This is a genomic window from Marinobacter sp. tcs-11, from assembly GCF_002049515.1.
In the GTDB taxonomy this organism is placed as follows: domain Bacteria; phylum Pseudomonadota; class Gammaproteobacteria; order Pseudomonadales; family Oleiphilaceae; genus Marinobacter; species Marinobacter nauticus.
Genome location: NZ_LLYU01000001.1, coordinates 575,340 through 592,762, shown reverse-complemented (window position 1 = coordinate 592,762; position 17,423 = coordinate 575,340). Strand labels below are relative to the sequence as shown.

General features: G+C 61.5%; 12 protein-coding genes. All 12 read right to left on the bottom strand.

The genetic code is table 11. The annotated features are described in order from the left end of the window. Nucleotides 1–251: contractile injection system protein, VgrG/Pvc8 family (locus tag ARC85_RS02640; protein ID WP_286714243.1), on the bottom strand; the 251-nt coding region annotated here is incomplete at its 3' end. A 101-nt stretch (nt 252–352) separates the two neighbouring features. After that, the gene (tssM, locus tag ARC85_RS02635; protein ID WP_286714242.1) at nt 353–3,946 is read right to left on the bottom strand and encodes a type VI secretion system membrane subunit TssM; all 3,594 of its coding nucleotides are present in this window, start codon (nt 3,944–3,946) and stop codon (nt 353–355) included. A 27-nt stretch (nt 3,947–3,973) separates the two neighbouring features. Next, nucleotides 3,974–5,422 (bottom strand): type VI secretion system protein TssA, encoded by a 1,449-nt coding sequence (gene tssA / locus ARC85_RS02630; RefSeq protein ID WP_153741736.1) that lies wholly within the window; start codon nt 5,420–5,422, stop codon nt 3,974–3,976. Between the two features lie 11 nt (nt 5,423–5,433). Next, nucleotides 5,434–6,069, bottom strand: coding sequence for a type VI secretion system-associated protein VasI (gene vasI, locus ARC85_RS02625; protein ID WP_153741735.1), 636 nt, complete (start codon nt 6,067–6,069; stop codon nt 5,434–5,436). Continuing rightward, nucleotides 6,066–7,631: a sigma-54 interaction domain-containing protein gene (locus ARC85_RS02620; RefSeq protein WP_011787127.1), complete on the bottom strand. Its 1,566-nt coding sequence runs from the start codon at nt 7,629–7,631 to the stop codon at nt 6,066–6,068. Before ARC85_RS02620 ends, vasI begins: the two co-directional genes overlap by 4 nt. A 265-nt stretch (nt 7,632–7,896) precedes the next feature. Next, nucleotides 7,897–10,539: a type VI secretion system ATPase TssH gene (gene tssH, locus ARC85_RS02615; RefSeq protein WP_286714241.1), complete on the bottom strand. Its 2,643-nt coding sequence runs from the start codon at nt 10,537–10,539 to the stop codon at nt 7,897–7,899. A gap of 10 nt (nt 10,540–10,549) precedes the next feature. Further along, on the bottom strand, nt 10,550–11,371 hold the full coding sequence (gene icmH / locus ARC85_RS02610) for a type IVB secretion system protein IcmH/DotU (protein ID WP_023008683.1): 822 nt from the start codon (nt 11,369–11,371) through the stop codon (nt 10,550–10,552). Between the two features lie 3 nt (nt 11,372–11,374). Then, nucleotides 11,375–12,709 carry a type VI secretion system baseplate subunit TssK gene (gene tssK / locus ARC85_RS02605; RefSeq protein WP_014422964.1) on the bottom strand — a complete coding sequence of 445 codons (1,335 nt, stop codon included), beginning with the start codon at nt 12,707–12,709 and terminating at the stop codon, nt 11,375–11,377. Next, nucleotides 12,709–13,242 carry a type VI secretion system lipoprotein TssJ gene (tssJ, locus tag ARC85_RS02600; RefSeq protein ID WP_011787131.1) on the bottom strand — a complete coding sequence of 178 codons (534 nt, stop codon included), beginning with the start codon at nt 13,240–13,242 and terminating at the stop codon, nt 12,709–12,711. The genes tssK and tssJ overlap by 1 nt, the downstream gene beginning before the upstream one ends. Continuing rightward, complete coding sequence (gene tagH / locus ARC85_RS02595) at nt 13,239–14,549, bottom strand: type VI secretion system-associated FHA domain protein TagH (protein ID WP_278350560.1); 1,311 nt, start codon at nt 14,547–14,549, stop codon at nt 13,239–13,241. Before tagH ends, tssJ begins: the two co-directional genes overlap by 4 nt. A gap of 17 nt (nt 14,550–14,566) precedes the next feature. Then, nucleotides 14,567–15,583: a type VI secretion system baseplate subunit TssG gene (tssG, locus tag ARC85_RS02590; RefSeq protein WP_014422966.1), complete on the bottom strand. Its 1,017-nt coding sequence runs from the start codon at nt 15,581–15,583 to the stop codon at nt 14,567–14,569. Beyond that, nucleotides 15,547–17,319: a type VI secretion system baseplate subunit TssF gene (gene tssF / locus ARC85_RS02585; protein ID WP_199451588.1), complete on the bottom strand. Its 1,773-nt coding sequence runs from the start codon at nt 17,317–17,319 to the stop codon at nt 15,547–15,549. Before tssF ends, tssG begins: the two co-directional genes overlap by 37 nt. Between the last annotated feature and the right edge of the window lie 104 nt (nt 17,320–17,423).

Below are 17,423 nucleotides of genomic sequence, written 5' to 3'. Positions count from 1 at the left end.
TCGCCCCGCATAAATTCGTTCACCACGCCGGTAAACCGGCGCAGGGGCTGGCCGTCCTGCCACACCACCAGGTCTACCGGCTGTTCCAGTACATCGGCGGCGGCCACATCCGGGTCGGTGCTGGCCAGTTGCAACCGGCCATGGAACAGATCAGACAGCCGTTCGGTCAGCGCGAAGCCGACAACGACAAAGTGATCCGAGGGGAATTCGCCTACACGGGCGGTGAACTGCAATCCGCTTGCCTGGGGCATGACTTCGATCCCTGAAGATTGAATGTATCCGTTTTCAGCCTGCGCCATCCGGGTGCCGGCTCCCGCCAACCCGGGCACAAACCCGGGCGACGGGACACAGTTTAATACAAGCTGCGGGGTATGCGGTACCCTGATAGCAATTGCTCTGTGAACGGGTTGGTATTGCTGGCCGCGTGCAGGCGATAACGCATTTCCCCGTCATCCACCGTGAACTTCACGTCCACCGCATTGCTGCTGACACCGGTGATGTCCGCTTTACCCAGCAACCGGAACAGTGCCCAGGGACCGCTCTCGGAAATGCTCCGGGGCGAGCGGTTAACCTGAATCGGCACCAGCGTTACCCGGCTCTCTACGGTGTCCCGCAGGGTGTTCGGCCACACTAGCGGAATGCTCTGGCTGGGGCCATGGGAGAACTCCACCAGCTGGCCATCGATGTTCACCACCGAGCGACGTTTGTTGTTGCTGAGGTTCAGGGGCTCCAGCGCGAATTCCACATCCAGCGTACCGCTGCGGGTGAAGAACGCCTGGCGAATCTGTCGGGCACGGTCCAGCGCAGCAACCACGTCCCGTCGCACCAGGCTGGCCCGGCGGGCATCGCCCACATGTTCCGGATGGTCTTCCAGGAACAGCTTCAGGTTGTCGTTGTAGAAGGTTTCCAGAATACCGTCCGGCGCGAAGAAGCGCTCGAAGTCCTGGAGTGCGGCATCACGCCCTGCCCCCTGGGTAAACGGATAATGCCGGGCCAGGTTCTGCTGGAATGGCTGATAAACCTCGCGATACCAGTCACGCTCCAACTGGGCTACCGCACTGTCCAGAACCACCCGCCAGCTTTCGGTGGCCAGGCGGTTCAGTATCCGGTTCAAGGGTTCCGGCTGATGGCCGGCCATGCGCTGCAGGGTGAAGATAGGGTCGGCGCCCTGCAGGCCCATGCGGGCACGGGCGGCACTGAGGGCGGCTTTGCCGGTATCCGGGGATTCCTGGATGTTTCGCATGTATTCATGCAGCTCACCCACCACCAGCATGACTTCCTCCAGCCCAGACGGCTCCTCACCCTGTTTGCGGGTAAGCTGGTTCAGGTCGCTGAACTGGCGTTCTATGTCCTGCAGCATGCGGTAATGGGGGGATTGCTCAAGCAACTTGCGTGCGGCTTCCGCTTCGCCTTCACCTACCGGAATCAGGCGGGTGTTTTCCCGCACCTGCGCCAGCAATCGGGCCAGTGGCTGATGGCCGCTGGTCAGGCTGTCGAGAATACGAACGCCGTGGTTCAGGTCCTCAAACCGATGGATATCCAGCCGGCTCAGCGCTGTGCGCCAGGCCTCGGCATAGTGCTCGGCGTACAGCGTTTGCAGGCTGGCCAGCAGTTCGGCTTCATCGGCCTTGCTGAAATCAACATCATCCCGACGGCCCAGCACCCAGGCGTCAATCAAGGCCAGTTCGGTGACCGATCCGGATTCCCGCAAGAACCATTTTTCCAGGCCCTCCCGGGTCAACAACGCTGGTATCGAGAGCGGATCCTCAGCAGACGGCACATCCTCGGCAAGCGGTTCGCCGTAACTGTCCAGGCGTGTGAACACAGTCGAGAACGCCGGGCCGGAGCTGCGGGCCAGTTCCAGTGGTGTCGGGAAATCACGGCTGGCCTCGTTCTCCAGCTCGCGGTATACGCGGTCTGAGGTGCTGATCCGACCAAGCTCGTGCTGCGCCCATTCAACACTGCTGCGGAAGGGCGCCAGAGCCATAGTGGCGGTTGGGTCGCCGTTGGCTGCCAGGTCCGACAGGTCAGTGTGGGCCATGGCGTATTGCAGGTGCCCATACAGGCGATTCTGCACATCGCGCTGGCCGGGGAAACGGGCCTGCCAGTATTCACGCATGTATCCGGACACGATGTCGGTACGGCGGCCGCTGGCATCGTAAAGCATCCGCAGCACGCGCAGGTGTTCGAGCCGCTCAGTGCTGTTATCCGGGGCCTGGCCCATTTCCTCCATCACGCCAAACATCAGCGCAGGCAGGTATTGATAGGCCAACATGTTCAGGTAGGCCTTATCCACTTCCGGGCCCACCTTATGCCCCTGGTACAGCCCCATATCGGTCACCAGCGGCCACTCCTTGCGGTAATCGCCGAAGGCCAGCGTGGCATCCCGCAGCTCATCCAGCGGTTGCAGCAGATTACGGCCGGTGGTGTCCGGCTCGTAGCCAACCGGTTGCCAGTCGTTCAGATAGCTTTTCACCCGGTTTTCCACCTGGGCGGCCGCTTCGGCATTCTGGAGAAAATAATGCTGCCAGCCCGCGGTCATGCCCGCACCGGCGGCCAGGGCCACCACAGCGGCTACTGCCACCCGTCGATGACGCTGGCGCACCACCCGCCGGTTATCCCCGGCCAGGCCCGCCTCAGGATAGATGATTTCGGGGAACAGGCCCTTGGTGAACAGGCTCGCAGACTGGCCACCACGCTGGGCCGGCTGAATCGGGTCGGACATCTGGTAGTTCCGGGCAGCAGCGGAGACAAAGGCGTCCTCGGGCACACCTTCCTGCAACACCGAGGTGAAGTAGGTACCGCGTACCAGTGCCGGCGTGGAGAAAGCATCCGCCGACAGCAAATCCGTCAGGAACTGCTCCATGGCCGGCTTCAGGCCCGCCAACTGGCGGGTGAACGAATAAGCCGCCGCCCGTTCTTCGTTATCACGGGTGTTGGCCAGCACGTCCGGCAGGCGTTCGGTGAGCTCATCCACCATATCGGCGTAACGCTCGGCAAACTGTTCCAGCCACTGGTCCTGATCCTGCTGGCCGTCCAGCCTGAAGGTGAACCCCAGGGCCTTATCCTTCTCCGCCTTGCTGAGAGTACGGACAAACGGCGCAAATCCGTACATCAGATCCATCTTGGTGAAGGTCACATACACCGGCAGCCGGGACCCAAGCTGTTCCATCAGCTCCCGCAGGCGGGTGCGCAGCAGAATGGCGTGGGCTTCACGCTGCTGTTCGTTGGCGGCGCTCAGGCGCGCAAGATCCACAGCCAGGATAACGCCATTGAGCGGCCGCTGGGGCCGACTGCGTTCCAGCCAGGCGATAAAGTGGTTCCACAGCCGGCTCTGGATTTCACCGGTGGCACCCTCGCCCTGGTTCTGGCTCAGCAGTTCGCCATCCGGGTCGATCAGGACACCGTTGTCGCCAATCCACCAGTCAAAACTGAACGGGTTACGGTCGCCCCGGTTGTTACGGGTGACGTTGGTCAGGGTATAGGTTTGCCCGGCACGCTGAATCAGGCTGGTCTTACCGGCATCTTCCAGGCCCATCACCAGATACCAGGGCAGACGGTACAGGCCCTTGCGACCCGGCAGATTGCTTTTCAACGCCTGCAGCTGGCGGTCCAGCAACCGCTGTTGGCGACGCTCCATGGGCAGAATCGGGTCTTCCTGCTCCCGCTGCTCCTCGGCCTTGGCCTTGTTCACTTTACCCAGGCGACGGGCCAGCATGGTACCCCAGACCATCACCACCAGCAGGACCACCCCGAGGGTGACCAGAGCACGCATCTGCCAGGCCATCAACGGGTAGTCGCCGTTGATTTCCAGGCGTGGCCCCAGCCACCAGGTGGCTACCAGCAGGGCAATTACCCCCAGAGCCAGGGTGACGGGGGCGGCGCTGCGGATGTAGGGCAGAAGCCAACGACCAATGAGTAATGCTTTTCTCCACATGGTTTCCATTCCTGCGTTCGTTGCGTCTTGCGGGCGTTACGCCAGTCGTTCCAGTTGTTTTATAAGAGCCGGTTCCCAGTCTTCGAGAACCCGCCCCTGGATCTGGTTTTTCAGATCCTGAATCTGTTCGGCGGCCAGGGCTTTCAGGCCGGTTTCCTTGAGCAGCCGGGCCGTGGCCAGGCGCCAGTAGAAGCGCTCGCGCGGCTCCCGGGCATCGGCCAGACCCTGCTCCAGCAGTTCCATGGCCGGCGCCAGTTTGTTCTGCCGCACCAGCTCAAGCGCACCGTCGAATGCCTGCTCCCAGGGATTGGCACCTGCGCCCGTTCCTTTGCCAGCTGCCGGGGCTGTGTGCAACCAATCTGCACCATCGTCACTGAGAAACGGTGTGCCATCGTTGAAGGTGAGCTCGGCCAGTTGCGGCAGGCGGTCGACAAACGCTTTCAGGGCTTCCCGGATGGCCTCCGCGCAATCGGTATTGCCAAGGGCCATGGCCGCCCGGGCGCTGAGCCAGTGGCCATCGAGCCAGAACGGGCTGACCGACAGGCTTTGTTCAATGCGCTGCCACAGTTCCAGGTCCGGTGTTTTCTCCAGAGCTTCCCTGTACTCGGCCACCCGGTCTGCGCTGACGGCTGCCAGATCTGTGCGCTTGCCATCCCGGGTTGGCGGCAGGCTGGTGATACTCTGCCAGATGGCATACCGACGCATCCGGTAGCCCAGGGCGTTGTCCGGTTCGCTGCTGGTCAGCAGTTCGGCGACCTTGAGCAGACTCTGCCGGGTCGCACGCTCATTACTCGGGTCCAGTGTCAGATTGCCCAGCGACGCGGCCGTAGTGTTGGAACTGGCCGAGCTGGAGGGCGATGAGCTGGCCGTGCTCTCCTGTTTGTTTGTCGGGGAGCTTTCAGACGCCGTCCGGGGCGCGGTGGTCTGGTCCGGCTTGGGCAACTTTTCCACGGCCCGCTTCAGGTCGAACAGGGCGTCGTCAGGCAAATCCCGGTCTTTCGCCTGGGTGTCCAGTTTCTCAACCAGGTCCAGACAGAACTGACGACCATCTCCTACGCTGGCATCAAAGTTCAGGCTCTCGACCGCTTTGAGGGCCCGCTGCAGCATCTGGGTAAACAGCATCTTGCGGGCCCGCTGCCCCTTGGCACCGGGATAGGGCCAGGCGTTTTCCCACCAGTCGTCCAGCACCCGATGCAGCAGGTACAGCGACAGGGCAAACCGTTCACCATCGCCGCCACGTTGCAGGCTGAGCATGACAAAACCCAGCACCTTGATGTCCTTGCTGCGATCCGCCAGCAGTTTCAGTGCTTCGCTTTCAACCTTGTGCCAGTCGATGTCGTTGTGGGCCAGCGAGCCCACTTTCATGATCTCGTCTTCGAGAAACTCCAGCGTGCTGTCTTCAGCCAGGCTTTCGCCTACCCCGGTGTCACCTGGGATCGGGTTCAGTACCTGATCCACGTAAGGATGCTGTTCAATCACCTGCATGCCATCACTCCTTACCAGCCACAGGTCTGGCGCAAAGGCTTGATCGCCTCAGCAAAGCCGTTGAGGTCAAACAGCAGGCCATCAAGCTCCCGAACTCCCGCCTGCAGGCGCACATCCGGCTGGTTGACCACATCCAGTACGGTGCGGATAGCGGGCAGGCCGCGACCCGCGCTGACCACCAAACCTTCATCCCGAACCCGCCAGTGTGCCCGATGGGGCCCCAGAGTTACGTCGACTCGCTCGCGATCCAGTGGCTCCGGCAGCATGATGGCCAGCTCGGTGATGTTGTTGTGGCACTGCAGCGACAGCACCGGGCGTGGAGGTTTTACCCCGAGCGCGGTCACCGTCACCAGATGACCCGCCGCGCTGCCGGTGTCGCGATAGACCACCCCGCCGGCATCGTTCCCGCTGGCCTGTGCAAACACCCGGCGCCAGCGCTCAGACTGGTTCACCAATGCCGGATGCTGGCCGGCCTCGTACTGCGCCAACGGCGTACCGAACACCTCATCAAAACAGGCCAGACGTTCCAGCCGGTTCGGTTGTTCAGTGCAGGCCCCGGCTTCCACCAGGCGGGTATCGGCCCAACTGCTGGCACTCACCAGCAACAGGACCATCAAGGGCAATCGGTTCAGGTCTTTCAGGGTCATACGTCGGTTACCTGATACTTCAGACATTTATGGGCCAGTGTGCGTTTTGGCAGGCCCAGGCTTTCCGCGGCCTGAGCGCGATTGCCGCCATACTGGCGCAGACGTTCGCGGATGATGGCGGCCTCAAAGGCCTGGGCGGCGGCTTTCAGATCGCGGATATCATCGGCCGGAGGTACGCCCGGAATGGTTTTGGCTTCCACGAAAGCCATGGTCGACTCCGGGGAGTCGGCAAACAGATCGTCCAGGCGCAGGACTTCCGGCTGAATGTCGTCACCGGCCGGGGTCTGCAGACAGGCCAGTTCGATGATGTTGCGCAGTTCCCGGACATTGCCCGGGAAGTTGTAGTCGGCCAGCGCGCTCAGGGCATGGCTGCTGATGCCCAGCGGGCCACTGCCCTCGCGCTCGGTGTAGAGCCGGATGAAGTGACGGCTGAGCGCTTCCAGATCTTCACTGCGTTCCCGCAGTGGCAGAACGCGCAGGGGAAACTGGCTGAGGCGGTAGAACAGGTCCCGCCTGAACCGGCCATCCTCAATGCCCTCCTGAAGCGGCTGATGGGTGGCCGCCACCAGGCGGAAATCCGAATGTTGCTCTTCCCGGGCACCCAATGGCCGGAACTGTCGGCTTTCCAGCACCCGCAACAATTTGGATTGCAGTGCCATGGGCATATCGCCAATCTCATCCAGAAACAGGGTGCCGCCGTTGGCCTGGGCCAGCAGACCTTCTTTGGCCTGGTCGGCACCGGAGAAGGCACCCTTGGTGTGACCAAACAGTTCACTCTCCAACAAGGTGTCCGGGATGGCGGCACAGTTGACCACCACCAGAGGCCCACTGGCACGGTCGGACATATCGTGGATGCCCCGGGCCACCACATCTTTGCCACAACCGGTTTCGCCCTGAATCAGCACAGACAGCTGGCTGCCAGCCGCTCGCACCACCTGGGCCCGGAGGTGGGTCATGGCTTCGGAATTGCCAACCAGGGTATAGGCTAACTGGCTGCAGCGCTGGCGCAGGCTTTCGGCATCGTGCAGGTGGTCCAGGGAGCGCTTGAGCAGCCGCCGTTGCCACACCTGGTCACGGGTTTGCAGCTGGCTGATCCATTGATGCACCAGCAGTTGCTTCAGGCCGCTGTAAAGTGGCTGCGTGACGATGCCCTGCCAGTCCGGGTGGTCGCCGCACAACACGAGCATACCGAGGGTGCGGCCATCTTCGCCTTTTAGTGGCTCCAGCCAGAAGCTTCTTGGACGGCCACTGAGTTCCAGGAGCGTCTGGAAGCCGGCATGATCCAGGCGATAGCTGGCAGCACGGGTGAGTTCCCGCGGCTGGCCTGTCTGCAGCACGTGGGCAAAGGGGTGGCTGAAGTCGTTACAATCAAACTCGCCCGCTTCGTCCAGTTTGCTGCAGTGCAGGGTCCGGCCGCTGAGGTCGAGTTCCAGCGCCCAGCACTTGCTGAGCCCGAAGGCGCTTTCGAGTTGGCGGGTGGCGGTGTTCAACAGCGCTGGCAGTGTGTCCTGTTTGATCAGTGCCACCGCCAGATCGATGCCGGTGTGCAGTTCCTTCTGCATCCTTCCCATGCTTTCATTCCCAGAATAATTACTTAGGAGATCGTCGCCCGCGCATCCTGCGGGGTGGCTTTCCAAAACACGCTGTGAATACATCCTTGTAAGCTCCGCTCCGCCCCTCACTGCTTACTGCTCCTGCGTCGCAGTGAGGGTCCTGTCTTGGCCATCCCTGGCCAACCCGTGAAGGGCTTTCGCCCTTCACCCATGGCTCCGCAGGGTTTTGGAAAGCTATCCCCCACGGTGCGCTACGATTCAGTTAGCCCGAAAGTCAGGCGACTGTGCCCGTGAACTTGTTTTCAGTAACCCCAAGCGTCACCTTCGTCACCGGCTCCCTGGCCGCCAGTTTTTCCAGCAGCGCCAGCGACACCGGTGGCAGCAGTTCGCCTTCGATGATCGACTCCAGCATCCGCGCGCCGTTTTCACTTCTGGTGGCGCGGCTGCGGATGGCTTCGACCAGGCCGTCTTCCAGTTCCACATCGGTGTGGTAGCGAGCTTGAATCTGATCCGCAAGGCGCTGGAGTTTGTCGCCGACGATGCGGTTAAGAGTGTCTTCTCCCAGCGGCAGGTAGGGCACCACTTCCATCCGCGCGAGCAACGCCGGCTTGAAGAAGTTGGCCAGTTCCGGGTACAGCGCTTCTTCGATTTTCTCCGGCTCTTCGGCGTGATTGACGATGGTCTGGAAGCCGAGGTTGGAGGTCAGGAAAAAGACCACGTTCTTGCAGTCGATCAACCGGCCTTCTCCGTCAGCCAGTTCGCCTTTGTCGAAAGCCTGGTAGAACAGGTTAAGCACTTCCGGGTGGGCTTTTTCGACTTCGTCGAGCAGCACCACGGAATAAGGCTTCTGGCGGATGGCTTCGGTGAGGATGCCGCCTTCTCCGAATCCGACGTAGCCTGGGGGCGAGCCGATCAGGCGGGAGACGGTGTGTTTCTCCTGGTATTCGGACATGTTGATGGTGGTGAGGAACTGGCGGCCGCCGTAGAGCAGTTCAGCCAGTTGCACCACGGTTTCGGTTTTGCCCACACCACTGGGGCCTACCAGCAGGAAGGCGCCCATGGGGCGACCCGGCCGGCGCAAGTCGGCGCGGGCGGTGAGCAGGTGCTGATGCAGGCAGTCGATGGCCGTGTCCTGGCCTTTGATATGGGCCTGCAGGTACGCCGGCAGGTGGGTGATTTTTTCCAGCTCGTCGGTGGTCATGCGATTAACCGGGATGCCGGTCCAGTCAGCGATGACTTCGGCTACCTGGCGGGCGTCCACCCGGGCGTGTACCAACGGTTCGTCGGCCTGGAGTTCAGCCAGTTCCTGTTCGATGGCGGCGGCTTCGCTTTTCAGGTCCGGGCGTTCTTCGCGATCGCTCTCGGCCAACTCAACAGCAACGTCATCTGCGGTTTCGCGCTCGACATCCCCCACCAACAGCTGTTCACGGATCTCGACCAGCCGGGCAACAAGCTCCCTCTGGTCATTCCAGCTTTGTTCCAGCGCTCCGGATTCGGCGGTCAGGTCAGCAATCTTCTGCTCCAGGGCCTGTTCGCGCTCGGCATCCACGTTCTGGCCAAGCGTGTGTTCCCGGCTCAGAAGCTCCTGCTCCATGGCCAGTTGGTGCAGTTCACTGCGCACATGACTGAGACGGCGTGGCGGTGTACTCAGGTTCAGGCTGACCCGGGCGCAGGCGGTATCGAGAACATCGATGGCCTTGTCCGGCAGCTGGCGACCGGCCAGGTAACGGGCGGACATTTCTGCGGCGGCTTTAAGGGCGCTGTCCGCGATCAGTACCTGATGGGCTTTTTCGTAGACCGTGCGCAGGCCACGGAGGATGTGGACGGCTTCGCCCGGCGTTGGCTCGTCCAGGGCCACCGGTTGGAACCGGCGGCTGAGAGCCGGGTCTTTTTCGAAGTATTTCTTGTACTCGCGCCAGGTGGTGGCAGCAATGGTGCGCAGTTCGCCACGGGCCAGGGCTGGCTTCAGCAGGTTGGCAGCGTCGGAGCCACCTTCGCTGTTACCCGCACCGATCAGGGTGTGAGCTTCGTCGATGAACAGGATGATCGGGGTCGCCGAACCTTTCACGGCTTCGATTACGCCCTTCAGGCGTTTTTCAAACTCGCCCTTCACCGAAGCACCAGCCTGCAGGGCACCCATGTCCAGGGTCCAGAGTTCGACGTTCTTCAGGCGGTCCGGCACGTCACCGTTAACGATGCGCAGGGCCAGGCCCTCCACCACGGCGCTTTTGCCCACGCCTGCGTCGCCCACCACGATGGGGTTGTTCTTGCGGCGACGGCATAGGATATCGATCATCTGATCGATCTCGGCATCGCGACACACCACGGGGTCCAGTTTGTCTTCCCGGGCCAGCTTGGTGAAGTCAGTGGCATAACGTTTGAGCGGGTCCATATCGGCTTCAACCGCTGGCCTGGCACCACCGCTTTCCGTCAGCTGCGGACGCTCCACAGAACCCTCGGTTACCCGATCAAACTGCTTGCGCAGCTGTTCCCGGTTGATGTCCACCAGCGCCTGCGCCACCCGGGGCATCAAGTAGCGATCGGCGTTCATCAGCAGGGCCAGGAACACCGCGCCGGAACGCAGTTCGGTATGGCCGAGTTCGGTGGAGGCCAGCAGCCAGGCGTCCTGCATCAGTTCTACCAGCAGCGGCGAGAACGACGGATACGGTTCGGCGGTCTGAGGTTCGCCGTTCAGGCTGTCACCCACCACGGGTTGCAGTTGCTGGTGGTTGATGCCGGTGTGTTCCAGAATCTGGCGCACATCCGAGAACGGCGTTTCCAGCAGTTTGAACAGCAGGTGCGCCGGGGTAATCTCGGCGCCCTGACGGCTGATGCACAGGGCCGCGGAGGCTTCCAGAGCCTGGCGTGAAATGTCGTTAAGGCGCCCGATCAGCGCCGGCAGTTCTACCCGAATCACAGTGATGTCCTTATTTCGGTAGTTGTTCCAGAACGCTGAGCACATCCCTGATGCGTTCGTTCAGCGCCATGTTATAGAGCGAATAGATCCCGGCCATGGCCGCCACAAACAGGCCACCAATACCCCACAAAGGCAGGCCGCTGCGCAGGCGGTTGCGGGCCGGCATCAGGTTTTCCGTAGCGTCGGCCAGCGGCCGGCTGTCGCGGTCGCCACGCAGTTCCCGAAGCTGGTCATAGAGGCCACGAACCACCTGTTCGTATTCGTCCCGACCGTTTTCCATGACCTTGTAGCGACCCTCAAAACCCAGACACAGGCACAGATAGATGAACTCGAGCATGTCCCGGTAACGAGTCGGCTCTTTTTCCATGCGGGCCAGGATGGCAAACACCTTTTCGCCACCCCAGGTTTCGTTATGAAATCGGCTGAGCAGCGAATGCTGGGACCAGACGCTGTGGGCGCCCCAGTCGGTACCCAGCACAGCCTCGTCGATGAAGGCGCACAGCACGTAGCGGTAGGCCACCACCGTGGGGCGCTCATAGCCCTGCTCCACCAGTTCCCGGTCAACGGCGGCGACTTCGTCCACTACCTGCTGGTACAGGGTTTCCACCTCGCGGAAATCCGCCAGTCGCCGCACCCGAATAACCAGTCCCAGCAGCGGGGTGGCGGCGTCAATCAGCCGGTTATCTTCCAGGCCACGAAGCTGGAAGCTGCTGTCATCGGATTCAACCGGCGACTGGCCGGCGCCGCTATCTGCAAACAAAAGGTCGCTGAATGCACGATCACCCGAATCCCTGGTGTTGTCTGGTCTGTCCATTACCGGTGCATCTGCCATGATTTAGCTCCTGATTGCCCAGAATTGCATCTCCAGCCCCGGGAAGCTGCCCGCCACGTGGAAGGCAAATCCACTGGCGTTGTCCAGCATCTGCCAGGCCTGGCTTTGATCGTCCAATCGGAAATACACAAAACCGGCGTGGTAGGGCAACTGACGCGGGGCCACCGGAAGTGCCGACAGTGGGATACCCGGCAGCTGGAGGCTGATGAGATCCCGAATCTTCTCCACGGAGGCCACCTTGCACTGCTGAACAAACTGTTTGCGCAGGTCGTCCAGTGGCATATCGGCTTTGACCGCCAGAATGAACTCGGCGTCGTTCATCAACTGGCCATCCTGAACCGGTGCGACGGTGAGTCCGTACTGGCGCTGCTGCAGGGCAATCGACAGCGCCCGGGGCTCCAGGACCGTGCTCAAGGCCTGCCTTAGAATCTGCATCAGCGGGCTGAAACAGCCTTCCGGCAGATCGTGATCGTAAGGGGTGAATTCCCTCGGCAAACGGCTTTCATCGGTAAAGGTGACCAGCTCCCCACACAGCTCCAGAAGCGCTTCGTACAAACGCTCCGGGTGCAGCTGACGCAGCCGTGCCAGGTGCATGAAACGCGGGTGCGCCCGGTTCAGCATCTGCAGCAGCATGAAATCCGAGACATCGGCGACACCACCCTGCCCGGGCGCGCCCACCCGTTCGGCAATGTTACGGGCCCGTTCCTGCATCAAACCCGCCATCTCACCGACAAAGCGCTGAAGCCTTGGCGCTGAGCGCACGCTGAGCATGGTCGGCAGGAAGTTCGGGTCCATCACCAGGCTGCCATCGGGACGTTTTTCCAGAATCCGGCCAATGGCCAGTGCTGCATAGGCACTGCGATCTTCCCGCTCCAGCATCAGGCGCGGAGCCACCCGCCCCACATCGATGGTGTGAGCATCGCCGTCAATGGAATGCAGATCCCGCACTTCCACCGGCTGCGCCTGGAACCGGCCGGCCACGGGCGCTTCCGGCCATTCAACTTCGGCCAGGCTATCGCTGCCCAGAGGTAAAGCCAGATAGACCACCTGATTGGCCACCGAGGCATCGGTGATCTCCAGCGGCTCCGGCATCACATCGTCCTGAGGCAGGTTGAACCGGGTTCCGTCCGGAAACAGTCCGGAGGCCCGCACCAGCCCGACCCGGCCAAAGCTCAGGTATTCGGCATTGAGCTCCAGATCGCTGAACCCGAACAGATAGTCCGAGACGGCCAGAGCCCGCTCGTTAATCTGGTGTTCCAGATAGCGTTGCTGTTGCTGGAAGTGCTGGGGCTTGATGAACAGCCCATCACTCCAGACCACTCGATTCGTGACTGCCATTAGCTTTCATCCGACCGTCTGAGTTGCACTTCACGTTCGCGCAGGTTCACCAGCAGGTGATACCGTCCGCCAATCGGGTCGACCTTCACCACTTTTTTCCACTGGGACAGGTTCGGGTAGGCGTAAAAGGCAATCACAGCGATGTAGCGGGTATCGGTACTGACCTCAAAGGGCTCGACAAACTTGAACTGGCCGGGCACCAGACTGTAATCGCTGTGATCCACGTAGTTCTGGCCCAGAGAGTCCTCCAGATCGTTCAACAGCTGGTCGAAATCGCCCGCCATCAGCAGCGAGCTGTCCCGCAGTTCGATCACCTGAAACGCAATGGGGGTGGGTGCCAGGGATTCATTCGGGTTCACGTTCGGTTCCGCCAGCATGGTCAGATCCACCCGGCTGGGCAGATCTTCCGGGTAACCCACGGGAATATCGGGATCCCAAAGCACCTTGGCGGTCTTTGTCACCGCGTTGTAGGGGGTGCTACACCCCGCCAGAATCAAAGCAACAACCAGCAAGCTCCATTTGCAGTACTTCACAACAGTTTCTCCCTCTGTAATTGGCGCAAGTGTTGGTCGTAAGCCTGGTCGAACACTTCCTGGAACAGGCGTTCGAAACCCTGCTGACGACTGGATTTCAGTTCACGGTAATAGTGTTGGTACATATCCCAGGCCCAGCGGCCCTCGTCTTCGTTGTCCTGCAAACCACGGCGATAGCCGTGAAACCGGCGCAACAAGGCTTCCGGTGAGAAGGCGTGCAGAATGGCTTCCAGCGCCTCGCGAATGGCTTCACGGGTGGCCTGCTGGTGGTGATTCAGGCTTTCCAGGCTCTCACGGACAGCAGCGGGGGCCGACAGATGCACCGGACTGCGCTGGGCGGCAAACAGAGTCTGAATGGTGTCCGGATAGTCGTTGGCCAGCCGCAGCGGGTTGTCCTCGATGGGCTGCAAGCGGGTCCGCAGCGCCTGGTGACGGCTGTCTTCGCCCTGATGCAGCGCCAGCAATCCTTCCACCGTTGCCTTCAGGGTCTGCCCGGCTTCCTCCAGAAACAGCCGCATTTCGTCGCTGTCGGCAAAATCAATATCCGCATCCAGCCCCCGGAGCAGTGGTGCACCACTGATGTGCTGGCGGCTGACCTCCCGCATGTTTCGTGTCGTTTCGGACATTCCCTGTCGTTCCTTATGCTCGCGTTGTGGGGTGACCGGCAGGCCCATGGCCACATCCCGGTTCTCCCGGTACTCATCGCTAACCTCAGCCGAACGGGCAAACCAGGCTTGGTCGCTGGCCAGCAGCTCGGGAGCCTCCTCGTCCGGGCGCGTCGGTTTTTGCTGCCAGGGCGCCAGCGGATCACAGCTGACCGGATCGCCGGCTGCCGGCTGCAAACCCTCCAGAGGCTCGCGACCTTCAGGCCGGTTCTGTTCGTTGGCGGCATGCCGTAAACCATTCTCGGGCGCATCCACCAGGCCGTGATCTTCGTGTGCGTTGTGTTCGGTTTCGCTGACAGCCGCCGGTGCGCCGGAGAGCTCGGCCCGTATCTGGTAGCGGCCTATGCTCACGGTGTCGCCGTGGCTCAGCCGGGCACGACGGCCCCGCCCCACAGGCTGACTGCTGCTGTTGATGTAGGTCCGGCCACTGCGATCAATCAGGCAGAAGCCGCCGTCCAGGTAACGCACCTCGGCATGGCCGGCGACAGCGCCGGTACGGTGAGGAGAAAGCTGCCAGCTGTCGCTGGCCGCGGTGCCGATGGAACCGCCACGGGTTCCGAAGCTATGTTCAATGCTGGCGCCACCACCGGTTTCCGTCGGGTTGGTGATCACTAATGTCAGTTCTGCTGCTTGTTGTGCCACGTCTCCGGCTCCCTGCCCTAACGTCTGATCTGTATCCGCACCGCCGGACGCTCACGGGCCCGGTCCGGTGTTACGAAGGAATTCCAGCCCAGGCGAACATCCTCGCCCAGTTGCATGGGGCGAATATCCTTGGGCCGCATTTGCAGCTCCAGGTCATAGGCCAGCTGCTCCCGGGTAGCGAACTCCACCAGTTTGACCAGGCGCTGGTGATCCCGGCCATTGGGCAGAAAATCCGCAAACCGCTGCCGGGTCAGATTGCGCAACCGGAGAATAAACTTGCCGCTGCGATCCCGGATGCGCGAACCCACCAGCGTATCTTCGCCCAGGGTGGCGTTGGCCCTGCCCAGCGCGGTCTGCTGATCCCGAGCGATGTCCACTTTGCGCAGCACCCACTGTTCGATGCTGACGTCGTCCAGGTCAAAACAGTGGCCGATGATGCCGCTGACCACTTCCGGTGACCGGCTCCGGCCCGCCATCAAGCCGGCATAGGCCAGCATCTTGGACCAGTTCACCGGCGTCGCTTCCCGCAGCCGACTGTCGCCCAAACCGGTCAGGGCAAACACCAGTTCCGAAAAACCGTCGCTGGCCCCGGGCTGGAATCGGATGTAGTAGCGGTATTTGCGCCAGGCCCGATGGAACAGGGTCACCAGCCGGTGATTGAAGAAATCCAGAAAATGCCGACGAACACCGAGATTCTGGCCCGCTTCCCAGGCCAGATCTTCCAGGTAATAACCGGGCAGTGGCGACTGGGAGCCGTGAAGCCCCAGGAAGCTGACTTCCATCTGATAGGGAGCGTGCTCATGCTCCGGCGACAGCGCCGACACCACGTCACTGCCGGGAAACCCCAGGCCGGCCGAGGCCGAGAACCGGATGCGTTCCTGGCGGGGCTCATCGTGACCGCCACGCTCCAGGTCGTCTCCATGGTGCCGGTGAATCAGATCCACCAGCTGAAAAAAACTGTATCGCCGCGCGTTGCCGAGAACGGGTTCCAGCCCGGCTACATCAGCGGCTGCTGACCTTGCTGTAACGTCCATGTGTACCGTTCCTGATTGTCTGTATTCACCACTTCCAGTTGGTGAAACGCATTGATACTCGCGTAAAGCGCAAAAAACTGACTCAACACCGTGCCGAACAGGTAGAGGTCACCTTCACTGGCAAACCCATGCTGGTCCAGCTGCAGCTCTGAGCGGATACCGCGCACCGGCAGCCCGCGAATCATGCGATCAACCGGCTTGGTGGTGATGCCCGTGATACCCGCCAGCCGCTTCTGGGACACCCGCTCAGCCTGTCGGTCGACCAGTGCCCGGAAGTCATACACTCGCAGCACGGTGCGCAGGGCATCCACATCCAGCATCGACAGGTAGTTCAATGACAGGTTGGAGATCAGCGTCCACAACAGGCTGCCATCCAGGGTCGGCCGCAGCGTCGCCGTCGGGCGCGTGATATTGCTGAACGCGGCAAAGGCCGGTGTGCTCTCGGTCGCCATGCACACTTCCCCGACCGCCAGTTGTTGTGGCAACTGGCGATTGGTGCAGGTGAGCGTGAGCGAGACCGCTTCCTGACGATTCAGACATTCGGTTTCATCACCGCGAACAAAGGAAATGTAGTGATCAAAACCATCACCACGCACGCTCTCCCGGGTACGTACCCGGTAGTAAAGGGCGGTGCGGCCGCGATCCCGCTCCACTTCATGCTGGAAACTCTCGAACGCCGTGTAGATGCGCGGCTCACCCCGGCCGGAACGGCCTTCCAGCCAGCCCTCAACCTGCTCGATACTGAACACCTCGTAGTGTTCCGGGCAGCGGCTGGAGGGTGAAATACGGTATTCAGTCTGGCGACCGTTCAGGTCTACGGGCTCGCCTTCGTGGCTGAACAGATTTACCGCGGGGGTGCAGTACAACTGCATGGAGTCCCGGGTTACCCGGGTGTCCGGGGGCAAAATCCGGCTGAAGTGGAAACGCAGACTGATCTCATCAGCCTGCACCGCTGGCAACCGGGATTTCAGGCCGGTGATATCAACAAACCGGAAGGCCTCCGGAAAACTCAGGTACTCCTGGATAATCCGGTAGCCGGCATAAGCATTCTTGGGATAAGGCAGGATCGCCTCGTCTGCCGCAAAGCCAACCGGCTGCAACAGGGATGAAGGCAGACTGACCACACGGTCGCCCACCACCAGCTCCATACGGCTGAGGTAATGGTTCAGCCACAGATACAGAGTCTCTGCCGTGTGGTTGTCGCCCCCCAGGTAAAAGCGCAGATTTTCCAGGCCAATGCCATTCAGTGGCTGGTCCGTATGCAGCGCCAGGTCTACGGTCACGGAGGAAACTTCCCGTGAGTGCTCGGCATTGGCCTCGGCCACACTGATCGGAAAAATATCCACCGCCCGGCAGGTGCGAAACCGGCATTGGGTCTGGCGGCTGGCGTCGCCCAGGGGGCGGCTCTTGATCTCGGTATGACGATCCACAACCTGACGTTCACTGATGGCATGCAGCTGTGGATCAAAACGCATGATGGTGCAGCTGGGCACTGGCCGCAGATAATTGGGCCAGAGCATGTTCAGCAGCGAATGAGTCAGCTCCGGAAACTCGTCCTCAACTTTTTCCCGCAGTTTGCCGGTCAGGAAGGCGAAGCCTTCCAGCAGCCGTTCTACGTCCGGGTCGGTGCTCTGTTCGGACAGAAAGCGGGTGAGCTGCGGGTGGGCTTCGGCAAATTCCCTGCCTTGCAACCGCAGAAAGCTCAACTCATCCCTGTAGAACCTGTTTAACTTCATGTTTACTGCACCTTGACTGCTCGGTCTGGCTCCGAGCCAGGATGTGGGTAGTCTTTCCAAAAGACGCTTCTAGCCCGTCCATGGGACGCTTGGGCTCCGCCATC

Coding starts and splice junctions, on each gene's coding strand:
- tssM (WP_286714242.1), bottom strand. CDS start 3,946: ATGGAAACCATGTGGAGAAAAGCATTACTCATTGGTCGTTGGCTTCTG.
- tssG (WP_014422966.1), bottom strand. CDS start 15,583: ATGGACGTTACAGCAAGGTCAGCAGCCGCTGATGTAGCCGGGCTGGAA.
- icmH (WP_023008683.1), bottom strand. CDS start 11,371: ATGGCAGATGCACCGGTAATGGACAGACCAGACAACACCAGGGATTCG.
- tssK (WP_014422964.1), bottom strand. CDS start 12,709: ATGGCAGTCACGAATCGAGTGGTCTGGAGTGATGGGCTGTTCATCAAG.
- tssA (WP_153741736.1), bottom strand. CDS start 5,422: ATGCAGGTGATTGAACAGCATCCTTACGTGGATCAGGTACTGAACCCG.
- vasI (WP_153741735.1), bottom strand. CDS start 6,069: ATGACCCTGAAAGACCTGAACCGATTGCCCTTGATGGTCCTGTTGCTG.
- tssF (WP_199451588.1), bottom strand. CDS start 17,319: ATGAAGTTAAACAGGTTCTACAGGGATGAGTTGAGCTTTCTGCGGTTG.
- ARC85_RS02620 (WP_011787127.1), bottom strand. CDS start 7,631: ATGCAGAAGGAACTGCACACCGGCATCGATCTGGCGGTGGCACTGATC.